The following is a 15,307-nucleotide window of genomic DNA, read 5'->3' as shown; positions in this document are numbered from 1 at the left end:
GCTAGCGCGACGCGATGGCGTTGCTGCGATACGGCGGCAAGGCATCGACGCTGACGCCCTTGCTGCGCGCGTACAGCGGCAGCACTTGCGCCATGTGGCTGTTCATCTGCGAGATGCGGTCCTTGCCCGACGGGTGCGTCGAAAGGAATTCGGGCGGCGCGCCCTTGCTCACGGCGGCCATCTTCTGCCACAGCACCACGCCGGCGCGCGGATCAAAGCCGGCGCGCGCGGCCAGGTCCATGCCGATCAGGTCCGCTTCGCGTTCATCGTCGCGCGAGAACTTCAGCATCACGCCCTGCGCCGCCATATTGGTGGCCGTGCTGGTGATGCTCGGATCGACGCCCAGCCAGGCCGACAGGCCCGCGCCCACCAGCTTCGAGCCGACGGCGGCCAGGTTGCCCTTGCCCGCCTGCGCCTGCGAGTGTTCGCGCAACGCATGCGAAATCTCATGGCCCATGACGACGGCCACTTCATCGTCGGTCAGGTTCAACTTGGTGATGATGCCGCTGTAAAAAGCGATCTGCCCGCCGGGCATGCAAAAAGCGTTGACCTGGTCGGAATTGAGCAGGTTGATCTGCCAGTTCCAGCCGGCCGCCGCTTCGTTCCAGCGCGTGGCGAACGGAATGATGCGCTGGGCGATGGCGCGCAGGCGCTTCACCTGCGGGTCGCTGTCGGGCACCAGCGCGTTCTTTTCCTTCGCCTCGTTGACCAGCTGCGTGTATTGCTGCTTCGATTGTTCATTGAAATCGACGCCGCCGGCAAAGATGCGCGAGGTCGACAGGGGACGCACCTTGATGCCATCCTGTATCGTCGCCTGCTGCGCGAAGGCGGGCAGCGGCGCCAGCGCCGTGGCCGCGCACAGACTGGCCAGGACGGCGTAATGTTTAAGGGATACTGGTGCCATTGGCAGACCTCCATGGAGCGATTTTAGGCAGCATCATCATGGCCGGGAAGGCCAGGAAGAAGCACACGATGAAAAACGAGAACCAGCCCAGCTCGGCGACGAGGAAACCCACCGAGGCGTTGATCAGGGTGCGCGGCACGGCGCTCAGGCTGGAGAACAGCGCATATTGCGTGGCCGTGTAGCGCGGGTCCGTGCTGCGCGACAGGAACGCGACAAAGGCGGCGGCCCCCAGCCCCAGGCTGGCAAACGCTTCGAAGCCGATCACGGCGCTCAATAGCATGGTATTCGGCCCCACCTGCGCCAGCCAGGCGAATCCCAGAATCGCGATGGCCTGCAGCGCGCCAAACACCCACAGGCCCCGGTTGATGCCCAGCTTGAGCATCCACACGCCGCCCACCACGCCGCCGGCCAGGCTGGCCCAGAATCCCGTGGTGTTGGCGGCCAGGCCGATCTGCGTCATGCTGAACCCCAGGTCCAGATAGAACTTCGTCGCCAGCGCCGTGGCCATGCTGTCGCCTATTTTGTAGAGTAATACGAAGGCGAGTATCCACATTGCGTTACGCCAACCATCGCGCGCGATGAATTCGCGGAAGGGCAAGATGATCGCCTCGCGCATGGTCTTCGGCGGGGAGCCGTAGACGGTCGGCTCCCTGATCAGCAGGGTGCACGCGAGACCCGGCAGCATGAAGGCGGCCGTGATCCAGAAGACGGGCTGCCACGGCATGCGGTCGGCCAGGATCAGCGACAGCGCGCCCGGCACCATGCCCGCCACTTTATAGGCGTTGACGATGACGGCGGCGCCCAGCCCCTGCTCGTTGTCGCTGAGGATTTCGCGGCGGTAGGCGTCGATGACGATATCCTGGCTGGCCGACAGAAAGGCCACGCCGCCGGCAGCGGCGGCGATGAGGCCGATCTGCGAGAGCGGGTCCAGCATGCCCATGCCGCCGATGGAAAAGAACAGCGCCACCTGGGTGAGCGCCATCCAGCCGCGCCGGCGTCCCAGTCCCAGGATGCTGTAGCGGTCCATCAGGGGCGCCCACAGGAATTTCCAGATGTAGGGGAACTGCACCAGGGCGAACAGCCCCAGCGCCTTGACGTTCAGGCCCGACTTGGCCAGCCACGCCTGCAGCAGATACAGCAGGATGAACAGGGGCAGGCCGGAACTGAAGCCCAGCACCAGCACGGCCAGCATGCGGCCATTGGCATAGGAACGCCAGCCTGGCGCCGGACTGTTTGTCATCAATGCACCGCTTTTTTGCGCAGGCGGAAGACGGCCAGGTCGCCGCGCAGGTTGGGCAGCACGGAGACCATCCTGCCTTCGGCCAGGGCCACGCATTCGATCACTTCCAGGCCGCATTCCTCGGCCAGTTCGCGGAAGTCATTGATGGTAGCGCAGCGCACGTTGGGCGTGTCGTACCACTGGTAAGGCAGCGATTTCGACACGGGCATGCGCCCTTTCAGCAGCGCCACGCGGTGCGGCCAGTAGGCGAAGTTGGGGAACGAGACGATGGCCTCGGCGCCCACGCGCACGATGTCGCGCAGCAGCGGCTCGACCTGCTTCATCATCTGCAGGGACGACAGGCACAGCACCGTGTCGAAGCTGTTGTCGCCAAAGATGGCCAGGCCCTTTTCCATGTCCTGCTGGATCACGTTGACGCCGCGCTGGGTGCTGGCCAGCACCTTGTCGTCGGCGATCTCGATGCCGTAGCCGCTGCATTCCTTATCACTTTGCAAATACTGCAGCATCACGCCGTCGCCGCAGCCCACGTCCAGCACATGCGCGTTGTCCGGCACCCAGTGGGCGATGAAGGCCAGGTCGGGGCGCAGCGCGCTCAATTCATCAAAAGTCATGCGGTCTCCTTCGCGCCCTGGCGGACGGCGGTGTTCTGTGCTGCCGCGGGCGCGCCCACGGCGATGTCATTCCATACCTGGCCGTAGTAGGCACGCACCATGTTCATGTAGCGCGGATCTTCCAGCAAAAAGGCGTCGTGGCCGTGCGGCGCATCGATCTCGGCGTACGTGACCTGGCGGCGGTTGCACACGAGCGCTTCGACGATTTCTCGGCTGCGCTCGGGAGAGAAGCGCCAGTCGGTGGAAAACGAGGCGAGGAAGAACTTGGCCTTGGTGCCCGACAGGGCCTTCGCCAGGTCGCCGCCATGCGCGCGCGCCGGGTCGAAATAGTCGAGCGCCTTGGTAATCAAGAGATAGGTGTTGGCGTCGAAGTACTCGGAGAATTTATCTCCCTGGTAGCGCAGGTAGGACTCGATCTCGAAGTCGATGCCGAAGCCGAACTTGTAGTCGCCCGTCTGCGCGGCGTCGCGCAACTTGCGGCCGAATTTCTCGGCCATGTCGTCATTCGACAGATAGGTGATGTGGCCCACCATGCGCGCCACGCGCAAGCCGTTCTTCGGCACCACGCTGTGGGCATAAAAATCGCCGCCGCGGTAGTCGGGGTCGGACAGGATGGCCTGGCGCGCCACGTCGTTGAAGGCGATATTCTGCGCCGACAGCTTGGCCGTCGAGGCGATCACCACGCAGTGGCGCAGCCGCTCGGGGAACATGATGCTCCACGCCAGCGCCTGCATGCCGCCCAAGGAGCCCCCCATCACGGCGGCGAACTGGCTAATGCCCAGCTCATTGGCCAGGCGCGCCTGCGCGCTGACCCAGTCTTCCACCGTGACGACGGGGAAGCTGGCGCCATAGGGCTTGCCGGTGGCGGGATTGGTGTGCATGGGGCCCGTCGAGCCGAAGCAGGAGCCCAGGTTGTTGACGCCGATGACGAAGAATTTGTTGGTGTCGAGCGGCTTGCCGGGGCCCACCATATTGTCCCACCAGCCCGTGCTCTTCGGTTCGTCCGCGTAGACGCCGGCCACGTGGTGCGAGGCGTTCAGGGCGTGGCAGACCAGCACCGCGTTCGATTTGTCGGCGTTCAGGGTGCCGTAGGTTTCATACATCAACATATAGTCCTGCAGCGAGGCGCCGCTTTGCAGCTGCAGGGGTTCCGCAAAATACATGGTTTGCGGCGAAACGATTCCAATGGATGACATGTGTGTCGGTTTATAAAAGGGGGGCGGCCCCACGGGCCATGGTCGATGCAGCACCGCGATGATAGGTGCTGCAACTTTAGCACCAGGACACATCTTGCCGCGCGCGATGTGTCCTGATGCTGATAAACGACAGTTTACATGAGCTGCAACTGTTGTACGGCTTCCGCGATCACATTTGGCTCCATCGAACGCATAATTTTGCGCATTTGTGGTGCGATCAGCCCCAGGTCGCTGTTGAGAATCTCTTGCTTGACCGCCAACAGTTGCGCCGGATGCATGGAAAACTCGCGCAAGCCCATGCCCAGCAACAGGCGCGTGAGCTTCACGTCGCCCGCCATCTCGCCGCAGACGGCCACGTCGATGCCCGCCTTGTGGCCGGCGGCGATCGTCATGGAGATCAGCTGCAGCACGGCCGGATGCAGCGGATTGTACAAATGCGCCACCTCGTAGTCGACGCGGTCGATGGCCAGGGTGTACTGGATCAGGTCATTCGTGCCGATGGAGAGGAAATCCATGCGCTTGACGAACATGGGCAGCGCCAGCGCGGCGGCCGGGATTTCGATCATGGCGCCCACTTCGATGGCGTCGTCGAACTTGACGCCTTCCTCGCGCAGGCTGGCCTTCGCTTGCGCGATCATGGCCAGCGACTGGTCGATCTCGAAGGCATGCGCCAGCATGGGAATCAGGATGCGCACCTTGCCGAAGGCGGAAGCGCGCAAAATCGCCCGCAGCTGCGTCAGGAACAGCTGCGGCTCGGCCAGGCAGTAACGGATGGCGCGCAAGCCCAGGGCGGGATTCAAGGCCGTATGGTCGGCCTGGTCGAGCGGCTTGTCGGCGCCGATGTCGAGCGTGCGAATGGTGACGACTCTTCCCTTCATCGACTGCACCGTGTTGCGGTAGGCCTCGAACTGCTCGTCCTCGGTGGGGATCTTGTGGGCGCGGCCCATGAACAGGAATTCGGAGCGGAACAGGCCCACGCCGCTGGCGCCCGACTCCAGCGCAAACGCGCAATCCTCCGGCAGCTCGATATTCGCCAGCAGGGTGACGGGCGTGCCGCATTTCGTGACGGCTGGCGTCTTTTTCAGCTTGCCCAGCTTTTTGCGCGCGCGCTGCATGGCCGTCTGGCGCTCGCGGTACTGTTCCAGCACCAGTGCGCTGGGATTGGCGATCACCACGCCGGCATCGCCGTCGATGATCAGCCAGTCATCCTGCTCGATCAGGGTCGACGCCTGCGACATGCCAACGGCGGCCGGAATATCGAGGCTGCGCGCGACGATGGCCGTGTGCGAGTTCTGCCCACCCACGTCGGTGATGAAACCGATGAAGGAGCGGTCGCGGAACTGCAGCATGTCGGCCGGCGAAATGTCGTGGGCAACGACGATCATCTGCGCCATCAGCTCATCTTCGGCAGCCGCCTTGGGCAGCAATTGCTCCGTGCCCAGCAGGACTTTCAGCACGCGCTCGGCGACTTGCTGGATGTCCGCCTTGCGCTCGCGCAAATACGGGTCTTCGATTTCATCGAATTGCGCAGACAATTCGTCGATCTGCGTCAACAGCGCCCATTCGGCGTTGTAGTGGCGCTTGCGGATGATATCGAGCGGCGCTTCGGAAATCATCGGATCGGACAGGATCAACGCGTGCACGTCGATGAAAGCGCCCAGCTCGGTGGGCGCGTCCTTGGGCAGATCGTTCCACAGGGTTTGCAGTTCCTTGTGGACAGTGGCGATGGCGTTTTGCAGGCGCTGGACTTCCGCTTCGATCTGTTCCTGGGCGACCAGGTAATGTTTGACGTCAAGGGCGGCCGGCGCCAGCAGATGCGCGCGGCCAATGGCGATGCCGCGGGAGACCGGGATGCCGTGGAGCGTGAAAGATGCCATGGGGTGACCTGTCGGAATGCGGCTGCGGCTGCGTTCGGCGGGCATTACTCGCCTTCGCCAAACCTGTCATTAATCAGGGCGGTGAGCGCATCGACACATGCCTGCTCATCATCGCCATCTGCTTCCAGGGTCACTTTCGCGCCCTTGCCGGCGGCCAGCATCATGACGCCCATGATGGACTTGGCATTGATGCGGCGCGCGTTGCGGGTCAGCCAGACGTCGCTCTTGAACTTGGCGGCCAACTGGGTAAATTTGGCGGAAGCGCGTGCGTGCAGTCCCAGCTTGTTGATGATTTCGAGTTCTTTTTGAATCATTTTTATATAGTCTTTATCCCTGAATGCACTGCGCTGATGACAATCTTGGCCTATACCACCCGCCGCCCCCAGGGCGGCGGCCCTGCAATTCCTATTCGCCCACGCGAATGCGGTTATCCACGCGCACGGCGCCGCTTTGCGCGCCGGCCAGGGCCATCTCCACCACCACGTCGAGCGAGTCGCGGCGATAGGTAATCGCGCGCAGCAGCATCGGCAGGCTGATGCCGGCGATGACTTCCACGCGCCCCGCATCGGCCAGCTTGTTGCAGCAGTTCGATGGCGTGCCGCCCTTCACGTCGGTAATCACCAGCACGCCGGAACCGTCGTCGAGGCGGCAGATGGCTTCCGAGGCCAGCTTTTGCACTTCCGCCAGGTCCTGGTCGGCGACGACGTCGATGGCTTCAAAGCGTTCTGTCGGCCCGCGAAACACATGCGCGCAGGCGGCGATGAAAGCCTGGCCCAGCGGTGCATGTGTCATGAGCAAAATCCCTACCATAGTCATTTCACCTGTGATCGCTGCTGCGCGGACGCAACACCGTGTTCGACCGCATCGATGAACATGGCGGCCACGTCAAATCCGGTCTGCTGCATAATTTCTTGGAAGCAAGTCGGGCTGGTGACGTTGACTTCCGTGAGGTAGTCGCCGATCACGTCCAATCCTACCAGCATCAGGCCGCGCGCGGCCAGGATGGGGCCAAGCTTTTCAGCGATTTCCAGGTCGCGCGCCGTCAATGGCTGCGCCACGCCCGTGCCGCCGGCGGCCAGGTTGCCGCGCACTTCGCCCGCCTGCGGGATGCGCGCCAGCGAAAACGGCACCGGCTTGCCGCCGATGACGAGAATGCGCTTGTCGCCCTTGACGATGTCGGCGATGAAGCGCTGCGCCATGATGGTTTGCGCGCCGTTCTCGCTCAAGGTTTCGATGATGGCGCCCAGGTTCAGGCCATCGGCCTTGACGCGGAAGATGCCCGTGCCGCCCATGCCGTCGAGCGGCTTGAAGATGACGTCCTGGTGCTTGGCGTGGAAGGCGCGCAGGCGCGCTTCGTTCGACGTCACCAGGGTCGGCGAAGTGAATTCGGAAAACTGCGCGATGGCCAGCTTTTCATTGTTGTCGCGGATGGCGGACGGCTTGTTGAAGACGCAGGCGCCCTGCTTTTCCGCCAGTTCCAGCAGATACGTGCCGTACACGTACTCCATGTCGAACGGCGGGTCCTTGCGCTCGATGATGGCGTCCAGCGTCGACAGGCGCACTTCCTCGGTGGAGACAACCTTGTACCAGTCGTGCTCGTCGCCCGTCAGTTCGATATGCTTCACCAGTGCCGTGACGATGCCTTCTTCCAGCGCCATGTCCTTCTGTTCGAAGGCGTAGACGGCGTGGCCGCGTTTGGCCGCCTCGCGCATCATGGCGAAGGTGGAATCTTTGTAAGTCTTGAAGCTTGCCAGCGGGTCGGCAAGGAATGCAATTTTCATGGTGCGTCCAATCGGGGAGCCTGGATAAGGAATGCTTGATTCTAGCCGAGATCGCCAGGCGCAGGAGTCACCGCGCCCGGCAAGCCGCAGGGAGGGATCAATACACCTCGGGATTCGGGTCCGTGCGCTCCATTTCCAGCGACGCGGCCAGCAAGGCCAGGCGCGCCACCACGCCATACACGTAGAAGCGGTTCGGCGCGGCCGTGCCCGGCTTGGCCTTCAAGTCCGGCACCGCATGCTGCTGGGCAAACGCCAGCGGCACGTACTGCGAGCCGGGCGCGTTCAGGTTCTGGTCCACGCCCTTCTCTGCGTGCACGCGGTAGAAGCCGCCCACCACGTAGCGGTCGATCATGTAGACGACGGGTTCCGCCACGGCATCCTTGATGCTTTCAAAGGTGGGCACGCCTTCCTGGATGATCACGTCCGTGACCACCTTGCCATCCTTGACGATGGACATCTTGTCGCGCTGCTTGCGCGACAGGTCGCGCACTTCGCTGGCGTCGCGCACCGTCATGATGCCCGTGCCATACGTGCCCGCGTCGGGCTTGACGATGACGAAGGGCTTTTCCTTGATGCCGTATTCCTTGTATTTCTTGCGGATCTTCGCCAGCAGCACGTCCACGCTGGCGGCCAGCGCATCTTCGCCCTCGCCTTCCTGGAAGTTGACGTCGCTGCATTTGGCGTGGAAGGGGTTGAGCATCCACGGATCGACATCGATCATCTTGCCGAATTTTTTCACCACCTCATCGTAGGCCGTGTAGTGGTTGCTCTTGCGGCGCAAGGCCCAGCCCGCATGCAAGGGCGGCAACAGGCTTTGCTCATGAATATTTTGCAAGATGTCGGGGATACCGTCCGACAAGTCGTTATTCAGCAGAATTGTGCACGGATCGAAATCCTTCAAGCCCAGGCGGCGGCCATTGTTCAGGCGCACGAGGGGCTCGATGACGAGCATGTTGCCATCTGGCAACGCCAGCGGTGTCGGCTGGGTGATGTCGGGCGACCACGAGCCGAAGCGCACGTGCAGTCCCGTCTGGCGGAAGATCTGCATCAGGCGCGCCACGTTCTGCAGGTATTGCGGCGTGGTGTTGTGCAATTCCGGCACGATCAGCAGGTTGCGGGCATCCGGACAATACTTGTCGATGGCGGCCATGGCCGCCTGCACGGACAGGGGCAGCATTTCCGTGGCCAGGTTATGGAAACCGCCAGGGAACAGATTGGTATCGACGGGCGCCAGCTTGTAGCCGGCATTGCGCAAGTCTACGGAGCAATAGAAGGGCGGCGTGTGCTCTTGCCACTCCATGCGGAACCAGCGCTCAATGGCCGGCGTCGCGGCCAGAATCTTTTTTTCGAGGTCGAGCAGCGGTCCGGTCAGGGCCGTGACGAGATGGGGAACCATAGTTACATCCTTAAATTATGTGCAGTATTCAAAAAAGCACACAGAACTGCCGACTATATTACCGTGTAAGTACCCCAAATCGGGGCAAAAGCCTTGTTTTAAAGACCTTTTCCATTCCCCTGACGAAAAAAAGGCGCCTCGATGAGACGCCTTTTCCCGCAAAACCACGCTGCGGCGGTGCGCCTGGGCGCTCCCGCAGCAGAAAATTACCATTTAACCATGATATGCCTGCTCGCCATGGCTGGTGATATCGAGGCCTTCGCGCTCCTCTTCTTCCGGCACGCGCAGGCCGATGACGATGTCGACCAGTTTATAGGCGATGACGGAGACCACGGCCGACCAGATGATGGTCGTGCCGACTGCCTGCGCCTGTACCCATACCTGGTGGCCGATCGAATACGGATCCGCCGACATCTTGTTGGTGACGTAGTCGAAGATGCCCTGGCCGCCCAGTTGTGGTGCAGCAAATACCCCCGTCAGCAAGGCACCCAGGATGCCGCCCACGCCGTGCACGCCGAACACGTCGAGCGAATCGTCGGCGCCGATCAGGCGTTTCAAGCCATTCACGCCCCACAGGCAGACGATACCGGCCAGCAAGCCGATGACCAGGCCGCCCATCGGGCCGACAAAGCCGGCCGCCGGGGTGATCGCCACCAGGCCGGCCACGGCACCGGAGGCGCCACCGAGCATGGAAGGCTTGCCCTTGGTGATCCACTCGCCGAACACCCACGACAGGGTCGCGGCAGCCGTGGCCAGCATGGTATTGACAAAGGCCAGGGCCGCCACGTCGCCCGCTTCCAGCGAGGAGCCGGCATTGAAACCGAACCAGCCCACCCACAGCAGGGAAGCGCCGATCATCGTCATCGTCAGCGAGTGCGGTGCCATCGATTCGCGGCCGTAGCCGACGCGCTTGCCGATCATGATGGCGCCCACCAGGCCGGCGATAGCGGCGTTGATGTGCACCACGGTGCCGCCGGCGAAGTCCAGCGCGCCTTTTTGCCAGATCCAGCCCGCTTTCAAGGCTTCGCTGGCCGAGGTGGCGGCGTTGGTGATGGCGTCAGGACCGGTCCAGAACCAGACCATGTGGGCGGCCGGCAGGTAGGCAAACGTAAACCACAGTACGACGAAGGCCAGCACGGCGGAAAACTTGGCGCGTTCGGCAAAGGCGCCGACGATCAGCGAGCAGGTAATCGCGGCAAACGTGCCCTGGAAGGCGACAAACACGAACTCGGGGATGACGACGCCCTTGCTGAAGGTGGCGGCGGAGGCAAAGGTGCCCTTCACCGGATCCCAGATGCCGTTCAGGAAGAGACGGTCGAAGCCACCGAAGAAGGCGGTTTTTTCCGTGAAGGCAACCGAGTAGCCATAAATGCACCACAGCACCACGACCAGCGCGAAGACCATGAACACTTGCATCAGGACGGACAGCATGTTCTTCGAACGCACCAGGCCGCCGTAGAACAGGGCCAGGCCGGGGATCGTCATCAAAATGACCAGCACGGTGGAGATCATCATGAAACTCGTGTCGCCCTTGTTGGCGACGGGGGCCGCGGCTGGCGCGGGCGCAGCTGCAGCAGCGGCGGCCGCTGGCGGGACGGCGGCCGGTGCGGCAGCGTCCGGCGCAGGCGTCACGGCAGGCGTGGCGACTGCGGCCGCAACAGCTTCCGGCTTGGCCGGCGCATCGGCAAAACTGGGCGCGGCAACGCCAAACGCACACAGACAGGCAAACCCAGCTAGCAGTTTTGTTATATTTTTACGCATCAATATTCCCCTTAGAGCGCTTCGTTGCCGGTTTCACCGGTACGGATGCGAATGACTTGTTCCAGGTTGTACACAAAAATCTTGCCATCGCCGATTTTACCGGTACGCGCAGCACCTTCGATCGCCTCGATGGCCTGGTCGACGATGGCATCATCGACAGCCGCTTCAATTTTGGTTTTTGGCAAGAAATCGACGACATACTCGGCGCCACGGTACAGTTCCGTGTGGCCCTTCTGGCGGCCAAACCCCTTGACTTCGGTGACGGTAATGCCTTGCACATTGATAGCCGACAAGGCTTCGCGCACTTCATCCAGTTTGAACGGCTTAATGATTGCAGTAATCATTTTCATGGCAGTCTCGCTTAAAAGGTTTTGGAAACAGTCAGGACCAGGCCAGTTTTCGCCAGGTTCTTGCCGTTCGGTGCCAGCGACGTGATGTCGGCGCGCACGGCGGCCAGCGACACGGTGACGACGCCGGGGAAATCCTTGGTCACGCCCAGCTTGTAGTCATAGTAGCTGAGGGAGTCATTGTGCTTGACGCTTTGATGGCCCACGTGCAGGTTGAACGTGTAGTCATCGTACAGCGGCACGTTCAGGCCGGCATCGATGTAGCCGCTGTTCTTGCTGTTGGCCACGCCAAACAGGTTGGTCGTCGAGTGCGAATACTTGATGTAGGCCGGACCGAAACCGACCTGGCCGTACAGTTCAAAGGTATTGGCATTCGTGCTCAGTCCATTCGATGGGTAGAAGTAGTACAGCCCCCCCACATCGTAGGTGATGCCCGGTGCGAATTCGCCACGCTTGCCGCCGTAGATATCCCATTCCAGGTTGGTGTCACCGCCGCCATCCTTGATCCATTTGATGCTCGACAGCCAGGTGCCCACATACAGGCCCGTTGGATTATGGGTATAGTCGGCGCCCCCGTTAATGGCGGGATCCAGACGGCTTTGCGACAGGCCGCGGTAGCGGTAGTCGCTCGTCAGCGCCACGTTGTAAGTCACCACATTATCGGGTACCGCTTCGGCAGCAGCCGGTGCCGCCGCCGCATCCTGGGCCATGGCATGGCCGCTCAAGGCGGCCACGGCCAACGTCAGCGCTGCAGCTAAAGTCATGTTCTTGGACAGATTCTTCATGGCGATTCCCTTTTATTGAACTTTTAAAGCAGTTGAGGTTTAAAATCTTGTCTGGAGATCACAAAGCGTTCATAGCTTCTTTAGCAGAATACGTGCCAGCTCCATTGCCACCTTGACAGGTGCATTTCCGTCCATACATACCCTGCAAGCCCCTGGACATGCGGCAAAGAACTGCTGGAGAGTTATAACTGCCCGGATTCGCACCAGATTAACGCCGCTGTGCACCGCAATGGTGCGATGCACAGGCTGCACCACAAAGGACCCACCATGGACATGAATACCTTTTTTAACGACTTGCAAGGCAAGATCCATCAAGCCATAGAAAACTCGCCGGCCAAGGATATCGAGAAGAACGTGAAATCGATGATGACCCAGGGCTTTGCCCGCCTGGACCTGGTCACGCGCGAAGAATTTGATATCCAGGCACAAGTACTGGCCAAGACCCGCGCAAAACTGGATGCACTGGAATTGCGCCTGATCGAACTGGAAACCCGCCTGAACGAACCAAAAGCGTAAGGTGACCGGCAAGCCGCCTTATCAGCGGTCTTGCTGGCATATCTCAAACCTGCGGCGGCACCAAAGGCTACACTGAACCTGCCCGCGCCCGCGGTGCAGGGGAAACTCATGAGCCTGGCAGTCCTGAAAAGCCGCGCCCTGGCCGGCATGGAGGCGCCCGAGGTCAGTGTCGAAACCCACCTTGCCAATGGCTTGCCGTCGTTTACGATCGTTGGCCTGCCGGATACGGAAGTCAAGGAATCGCGCGACCGGGTGCGTGCCGCACTGCAGAACTGCGGCTTCGACATGCCGGCGCGGCGCATCACCGTCAACCTGGCCCCAGCCGACTTACCCAAGGAATCGGGCCGCTTCGACCTGCCAATCGCACTGGGCATCCTGGCCGCCTCCGGCCAGTTGCCAGGCGACCAGCTACACCACTATGAATTTGCCGGCGAACTGTCCTTGTCGGGACAGTTGCGTCCCATCCGTGGTGCGCTGGCCATGACCTTTGCCATGCAGCGCAGCCAGGGCGGCGCACCAAGCGCCTTCATCCTACCCTACGCGAATGCCGACGAGGCCTCGCTGGTTCGCGATGCCGCCATCTATCCGGCGCATACCTTGCTTGAGGTTTGCGCGCATTTTGCCGCACGCGACAGCCAGACCATCCTGCAGCGCCACCAGGCGCAGCTGCCAGCGCCCACCGGGCCGTATCCGGACTTCTCTGATGTACAAGGGCAACAGCAAGCCCGCCGTGCCTTGGAAGTGGCGGCCGCGGGCGGCCATAACGTGCTGATGGTGGGGCCGCCCGGTGCGGGCAAGACCATGCTGGCCAGCCGTTTTCCCGGCGTGCTGCCACCGATGAGCGACGAAGAAGCGCTGGAGTCGGCTGCCGTGCACTCGCTGGGTGGCCATTTCAAGGTGGAGCACTGGAAACGGCGGCCCTATCGCGCCCCGCACCAGACCGCCTCGGGCGTGGCGCTGGTCGGTGGCGGCCACGTGCCGCGGCCAGGTGAAATCTCGCTGGCACACTGCGGCGTGCTATTTCTTGATGAAATCGCCGAATTTGACCGCAGGGTACTCGATGTCCTGCGCCAGCCCATGGAATCGGGCCTCATCACCATTTCACGGGCGGCCCGCCAGGCCGAATTTCCCGCCCGCTTCCAACTGATCGCCGCCATGAACCCGTGTCCCTGTGGTTACCTGGGGCATGCCTCGGGCCGCTGCCGCTGCACGCCGGACGCCGTGCTGCGCTACCACAGCCGTTTATCCGGTCCCTTGCTCGACCGCATAGACCTGCAAATCGAAGTGGCGGCCATGCCGCCCGCGTCACTGCGCCGCCAGGCCGGTACAGCCGAAGGCACGCAGCCCATCGCCGCGCGGGTCGCAGCCGCCTTCGCCTTGCAGCTGGCACGCCAGGGCAAATCCAACCAGCGCCTAAATAACAGGGAAATCGAACAACATTGCCAGCTGGAACAACAGGGCGAACGGCTGTTGCTTGATGCCATGCTGCGCCTGCACTGGTCGGCGCGCACGTATCACCGTGTCCTGCGCGTGGCCCGCAGCATCGCCGACCTGGCAGGCAGTGCCCGCATCATGCCGCCGCATATTGCCGAAGCGATTCAATACCGGCGCGTGCTGCAGGAAATCTAGTCAGGCGCGCCGCCAGACGCGTGCGCGATTGCGTGCAAGGGGCGACGCTGCTACCATCTGCTGATGAAAAAAACATCAATTGCCGCTGTTCTGGTGACACTCGCGGCTGCCGGCGCACTGGCCGCCTGCAGCCCCAAACATGACTGGCGCGACTATCGTAGCCCCGATGCCCAGTTCACGGCTTTGTTTCCCAGCAAGCCAGCCGTACTGACGCGCGACATTGACCTCGACGGCAAGAAAGTCAGCCTGACCATGACAGCCAGCGAAGTCGACGGCTGCACCTTCGCCGTCGGCAGTGCCACGCTCGATAGCGTCGAACAGGCACAGGCAGCGCTGCCCGCCATGAAGACCGCCTTGCTGAAAAATATCAATGGCAAGGTGCGCAACGAACAAACTGCCGCGGCCGCCAGCAGCACCGGGGCGGGCATGCACCAGCGCAGCTCGCTGAGCATCGAGGCGACGGGTACGCAGCAGGGCAAACCCGTCTTGCTCGTGGGCCGTTTCGTGGCACAGGACAGGCACATCGCCCAGATCGTCATCCTCGGTGAAGAAAGCAAGCTGTCGCGCGAGACCATCGAGACCTTCCTCGACTCCGTGAAACTGGAATGAGACTTAACGATCACTTAAACGGACAACTGTCTGGCAGCGAGGCTCTTGTAATTGCGTGCCTTGTCCAACAGATGGCGCTATCCGGCTTGCAAATGTGCAATCCGGGCAATCGGACGGCCTGTGTAAATTTTCAAGTCGTGATATTGTTTCGACACTAACAACAAGTTCCAGAAAGTGCATATGTTGATCTCATTCAAATCCAAATCCTCCCCTGAAGTGCTGATGTACCAGGAACATGCACAGCGTATCCTCGACATCCTGCACAAGAACCCGACACGCGGTGTCATCACGGCAGCGGAAGCGGGTGAAGCCCTGGCCCTGCTGGAAAAGGAAGTGGCGGAAAGTAAACGGCATCCGGAAAACGATATCGAACATGATGTGCATACGCCGGAGACGCTGGAAGATGGCGAATCGGGCGAACATGCGCGGGCGCAAAAAGTCCACCTGTCGCAACGGGCCTACCCGCTGATGGAAATGCTGCGTTCGGCCAAGGCCGAAGGCGAAAGCATCATCTGGGGCGTGTAGTGCAATGAAGGCAGCAGACGAAAAAAAACCCCGCAGCTAGCGGGGTTTTTTTATATAACAAGCCTGACGATAACCTACTTTCACACTGGTTGCAGCACTATCATCGGCGCAAAGTTGTTTCACGGTCCTG

16 protein-coding genes are annotated in these 15,307 nt (G+C 61.7%); 4 read left to right on the top strand and 12 right to left on the bottom strand.

The window, feature by feature from the left end:
- Position 1: 1 nt before the first annotated feature.
- The 12 genes from AC07VL_RS16805 to AC07VL_RS16750 form a co-directional block, all read right to left on the bottom strand.
- Entirely contained in the window at positions 2 to 904 is a 903-nt protein-coding gene (locus AC07VL_RS16805) for a M48 family metallopeptidase (protein WP_290605183.1), read from the bottom strand.
- On the bottom strand, positions 885 to 2,144 hold the full coding sequence (locus AC07VL_RS16800) for an AmpG family muropeptide MFS transporter (RefSeq protein ID WP_494806853.1): 1,260 nt from the start codon (positions 2,142 to 2,144) through the stop codon (positions 885 to 887). Before AC07VL_RS16800 ends, AC07VL_RS16805 begins: the two co-directional genes overlap by 20 nt.
- Positions 2,144 to 2,755, bottom strand: coding sequence for a methionine biosynthesis protein MetW (metW, locus tag AC07VL_RS16795; protein ID WP_290605187.1), 612 nt, complete (start codon positions 2,753 to 2,755; stop codon positions 2,144 to 2,146). The genes AC07VL_RS16800 and metW overlap by 1 nt, the downstream gene beginning before the upstream one ends.
- Positions 2,752 to 3,951, bottom strand: a complete 1,200-nt coding sequence (gene metX / locus AC07VL_RS16790) for a homoserine O-succinyltransferase MetX (protein WP_494806852.1) — start codon at positions 3,949 to 3,951, stop codon at positions 2,752 to 2,754. Before metX ends, metW begins: the two co-directional genes overlap by 4 nt.
- 134 nt (positions 3,952 to 4,085) lie before the next feature.
- Positions 4,086 to 5,828 (bottom strand): phosphoenolpyruvate--protein phosphotransferase, encoded by a 1,743-nt coding sequence (gene ptsP, locus AC07VL_RS16785; protein ID WP_494806851.1) that lies wholly within the window; start codon positions 5,826 to 5,828, stop codon positions 4,086 to 4,088.
- A 44-nt stretch (positions 5,829 to 5,872) separates the two neighbouring features.
- Positions 5,873 to 6,142 carry an HPr family phosphocarrier protein gene (locus tag AC07VL_RS16780; protein WP_092803603.1) on the bottom strand — a complete coding sequence of 90 codons (270 nt, stop codon included), beginning with the start codon at positions 6,140 to 6,142 and terminating at the stop codon, positions 5,873 to 5,875.
- Between the two features lie 91 nt (positions 6,143 to 6,233).
- Entirely contained in the window at positions 6,234 to 6,638 is a 405-nt protein-coding gene (locus tag AC07VL_RS16775; RefSeq protein ID WP_131376741.1) for a PTS sugar transporter subunit IIA, read from the bottom strand.
- A gap of 2 nt (positions 6,639 to 6,640) precedes the next feature.
- Positions 6,641 to 7,609: a glutathione synthase gene (gene gshB, locus AC07VL_RS16770; protein ID WP_494806850.1), complete on the bottom strand. Its 969-nt coding sequence runs from the start codon at positions 7,607 to 7,609 to the stop codon at positions 6,641 to 6,643.
- Positions 7,610 to 7,706: 97 nt separating this feature from the next.
- Entirely contained in the window at positions 7,707 to 9,005 is a 1,299-nt protein-coding gene (gene gshA / locus AC07VL_RS16765) for a glutamate--cysteine ligase (RefSeq protein WP_077399358.1), read from the bottom strand.
- 213 nt (positions 9,006 to 9,218) lie between these two features.
- Positions 9,219 to 10,766 (bottom strand): ammonium transporter, encoded by a 1,548-nt coding sequence (locus tag AC07VL_RS16760; RefSeq protein WP_494806849.1) that lies wholly within the window; start codon positions 10,764 to 10,766, stop codon positions 9,219 to 9,221.
- Between the two features lie 11 nt (positions 10,767 to 10,777).
- Positions 10,778 to 11,116, bottom strand: a complete 339-nt coding sequence (locus AC07VL_RS16755; RefSeq protein WP_010393464.1) for a P-II family nitrogen regulator — start codon at positions 11,114 to 11,116, stop codon at positions 10,778 to 10,780.
- Between the two features lie 11 nt (positions 11,117 to 11,127).
- On the bottom strand, positions 11,128 to 11,898 hold the full coding sequence (locus AC07VL_RS16750) for a TorF family putative porin (protein WP_494806848.1): 771 nt from the start codon (positions 11,896 to 11,898) through the stop codon (positions 11,128 to 11,130).
- A 267-nt stretch (positions 11,899 to 12,165) separates the two neighbouring features.
- Here AC07VL_RS16750 and AC07VL_RS16745 point away from each other — a divergent pair, with 267 nt between their 5' ends.
- From AC07VL_RS16745 to AC07VL_RS16730, 4 genes are all read left to right on the top strand, one after another.
- A complete protein-coding gene (locus AC07VL_RS16745; RefSeq protein ID WP_092716695.1) occupies positions 12,166 to 12,414 on the top strand; it encodes an accessory factor UbiK family protein in 249 nt (82 codons plus the stop codon).
- Positions 12,415 to 12,522: 108 nt separating this feature from the next.
- Positions 12,523 to 14,043: a YifB family Mg chelatase-like AAA ATPase gene (locus tag AC07VL_RS16740; protein ID WP_494806847.1), complete on the top strand. Its 1,521-nt coding sequence runs from the start codon at positions 12,523 to 12,525 to the stop codon at positions 14,041 to 14,043.
- Positions 14,044 to 14,106: 63 nt separating this feature from the next.
- The gene (locus tag AC07VL_RS16735) at positions 14,107 to 14,652 is read left to right on the top strand and encodes a hypothetical protein (RefSeq protein WP_494806846.1); all 546 of its coding nucleotides are present in this window, start codon (positions 14,107 to 14,109) and stop codon (positions 14,650 to 14,652) included.
- Between the two features lie 180 nt (positions 14,653 to 14,832).
- Positions 14,833 to 15,177 carry a DUF1840 domain-containing protein gene (locus AC07VL_RS16730; protein ID WP_290605210.1) on the top strand — a complete coding sequence of 115 codons (345 nt, stop codon included), beginning with the start codon at positions 14,833 to 14,835 and terminating at the stop codon, positions 15,175 to 15,177.
- Positions 15,178 to 15,307 lie beyond the last annotated feature (130 nt).

It is taken from the genome of Janthinobacterium sp. GW821-FHT03C08, assembly GCF_059420905.1.
The sequence above is the reverse complement of the archived record's forward strand: the minus strand, read 5'-3'. Positions and strand labels throughout refer to the sequence as shown.

Excerpts from the sequence above, each read along its gene's own strand:
- AC07VL_RS16805 (WP_290605183.1), bottom strand. The coding sequence starts at position 904 with ATGGCACCAGTATCCCTTAAACATTACGCCGTCCTGGCCAGTCTGTGC.
- AC07VL_RS16800 (WP_494806853.1), bottom strand. The coding sequence starts at position 2,144 with ATGACAAACAGTCCGGCGCCAGGCTGGCGTTCCTATGCCAATGGCCGC.
- metW (WP_290605187.1), bottom strand. The coding sequence starts at position 2,755 with ATGACTTTTGATGAATTGAGCGCGCTGCGCCCCGACCTGGCCTTCATC.
- metX (WP_494806852.1), bottom strand. The coding sequence starts at position 3,951 with ATGTCATCCATTGGAATCGTTTCGCCGCAAACCATGTATTTTGCGGAA.
- ptsP (WP_494806851.1), bottom strand. The coding sequence starts at position 5,828 with ATGGCATCTTTCACGCTCCACGGCATCCCGGTCTCCCGCGGCATCGCC.
- AC07VL_RS16780 (WP_092803603.1), bottom strand. The coding sequence starts at position 6,142 with ATGATTCAAAAAGAACTCGAAATCATCAACAAGCTGGGACTGCACGCA.
- AC07VL_RS16775 (WP_131376741.1), bottom strand. The coding sequence starts at position 6,638 with ATGGTAGGGATTTTGCTCATGACACATGCACCGCTGGGCCAGGCTTTC.
- gshB (WP_494806850.1), bottom strand. The coding sequence starts at position 7,609 with ATGAAAATTGCATTCCTTGCCGACCCGCTGGCAAGCTTCAAGACTTAC.
- gshA (WP_077399358.1), bottom strand. The coding sequence starts at position 9,005 with ATGGTTCCCCATCTCGTCACGGCCCTGACCGGACCGCTGCTCGACCTC.
- AC07VL_RS16760 (WP_494806849.1), bottom strand. The coding sequence starts at position 10,766 with ATGCGTAAAAATATAACAAAACTGCTAGCTGGGTTTGCCTGTCTGTGT.
- AC07VL_RS16755 (WP_010393464.1), bottom strand. The coding sequence starts at position 11,116 with ATGAAAATGATTACTGCAATCATTAAGCCGTTCAAACTGGATGAAGTG.
- AC07VL_RS16750 (WP_494806848.1), bottom strand. The coding sequence starts at position 11,898 with ATGAAGAATCTGTCCAAGAACATGACTTTAGCTGCAGCGCTGACGTTG.
- AC07VL_RS16745 (WP_092716695.1), top strand. The coding sequence starts at position 12,166 with ATGGACATGAATACCTTTTTTAACGACTTGCAAGGCAAGATCCATCAA.
- AC07VL_RS16740 (WP_494806847.1), top strand. The coding sequence starts at position 12,523 with ATGAGCCTGGCAGTCCTGAAAAGCCGCGCCCTGGCCGGCATGGAGGCG.
- AC07VL_RS16735 (WP_494806846.1), top strand. The coding sequence starts at position 14,107 with ATGAAAAAAACATCAATTGCCGCTGTTCTGGTGACACTCGCGGCTGCC.
- AC07VL_RS16730 (WP_290605210.1), top strand. The coding sequence starts at position 14,833 with ATGTTGATCTCATTCAAATCCAAATCCTCCCCTGAAGTGCTGATGTAC.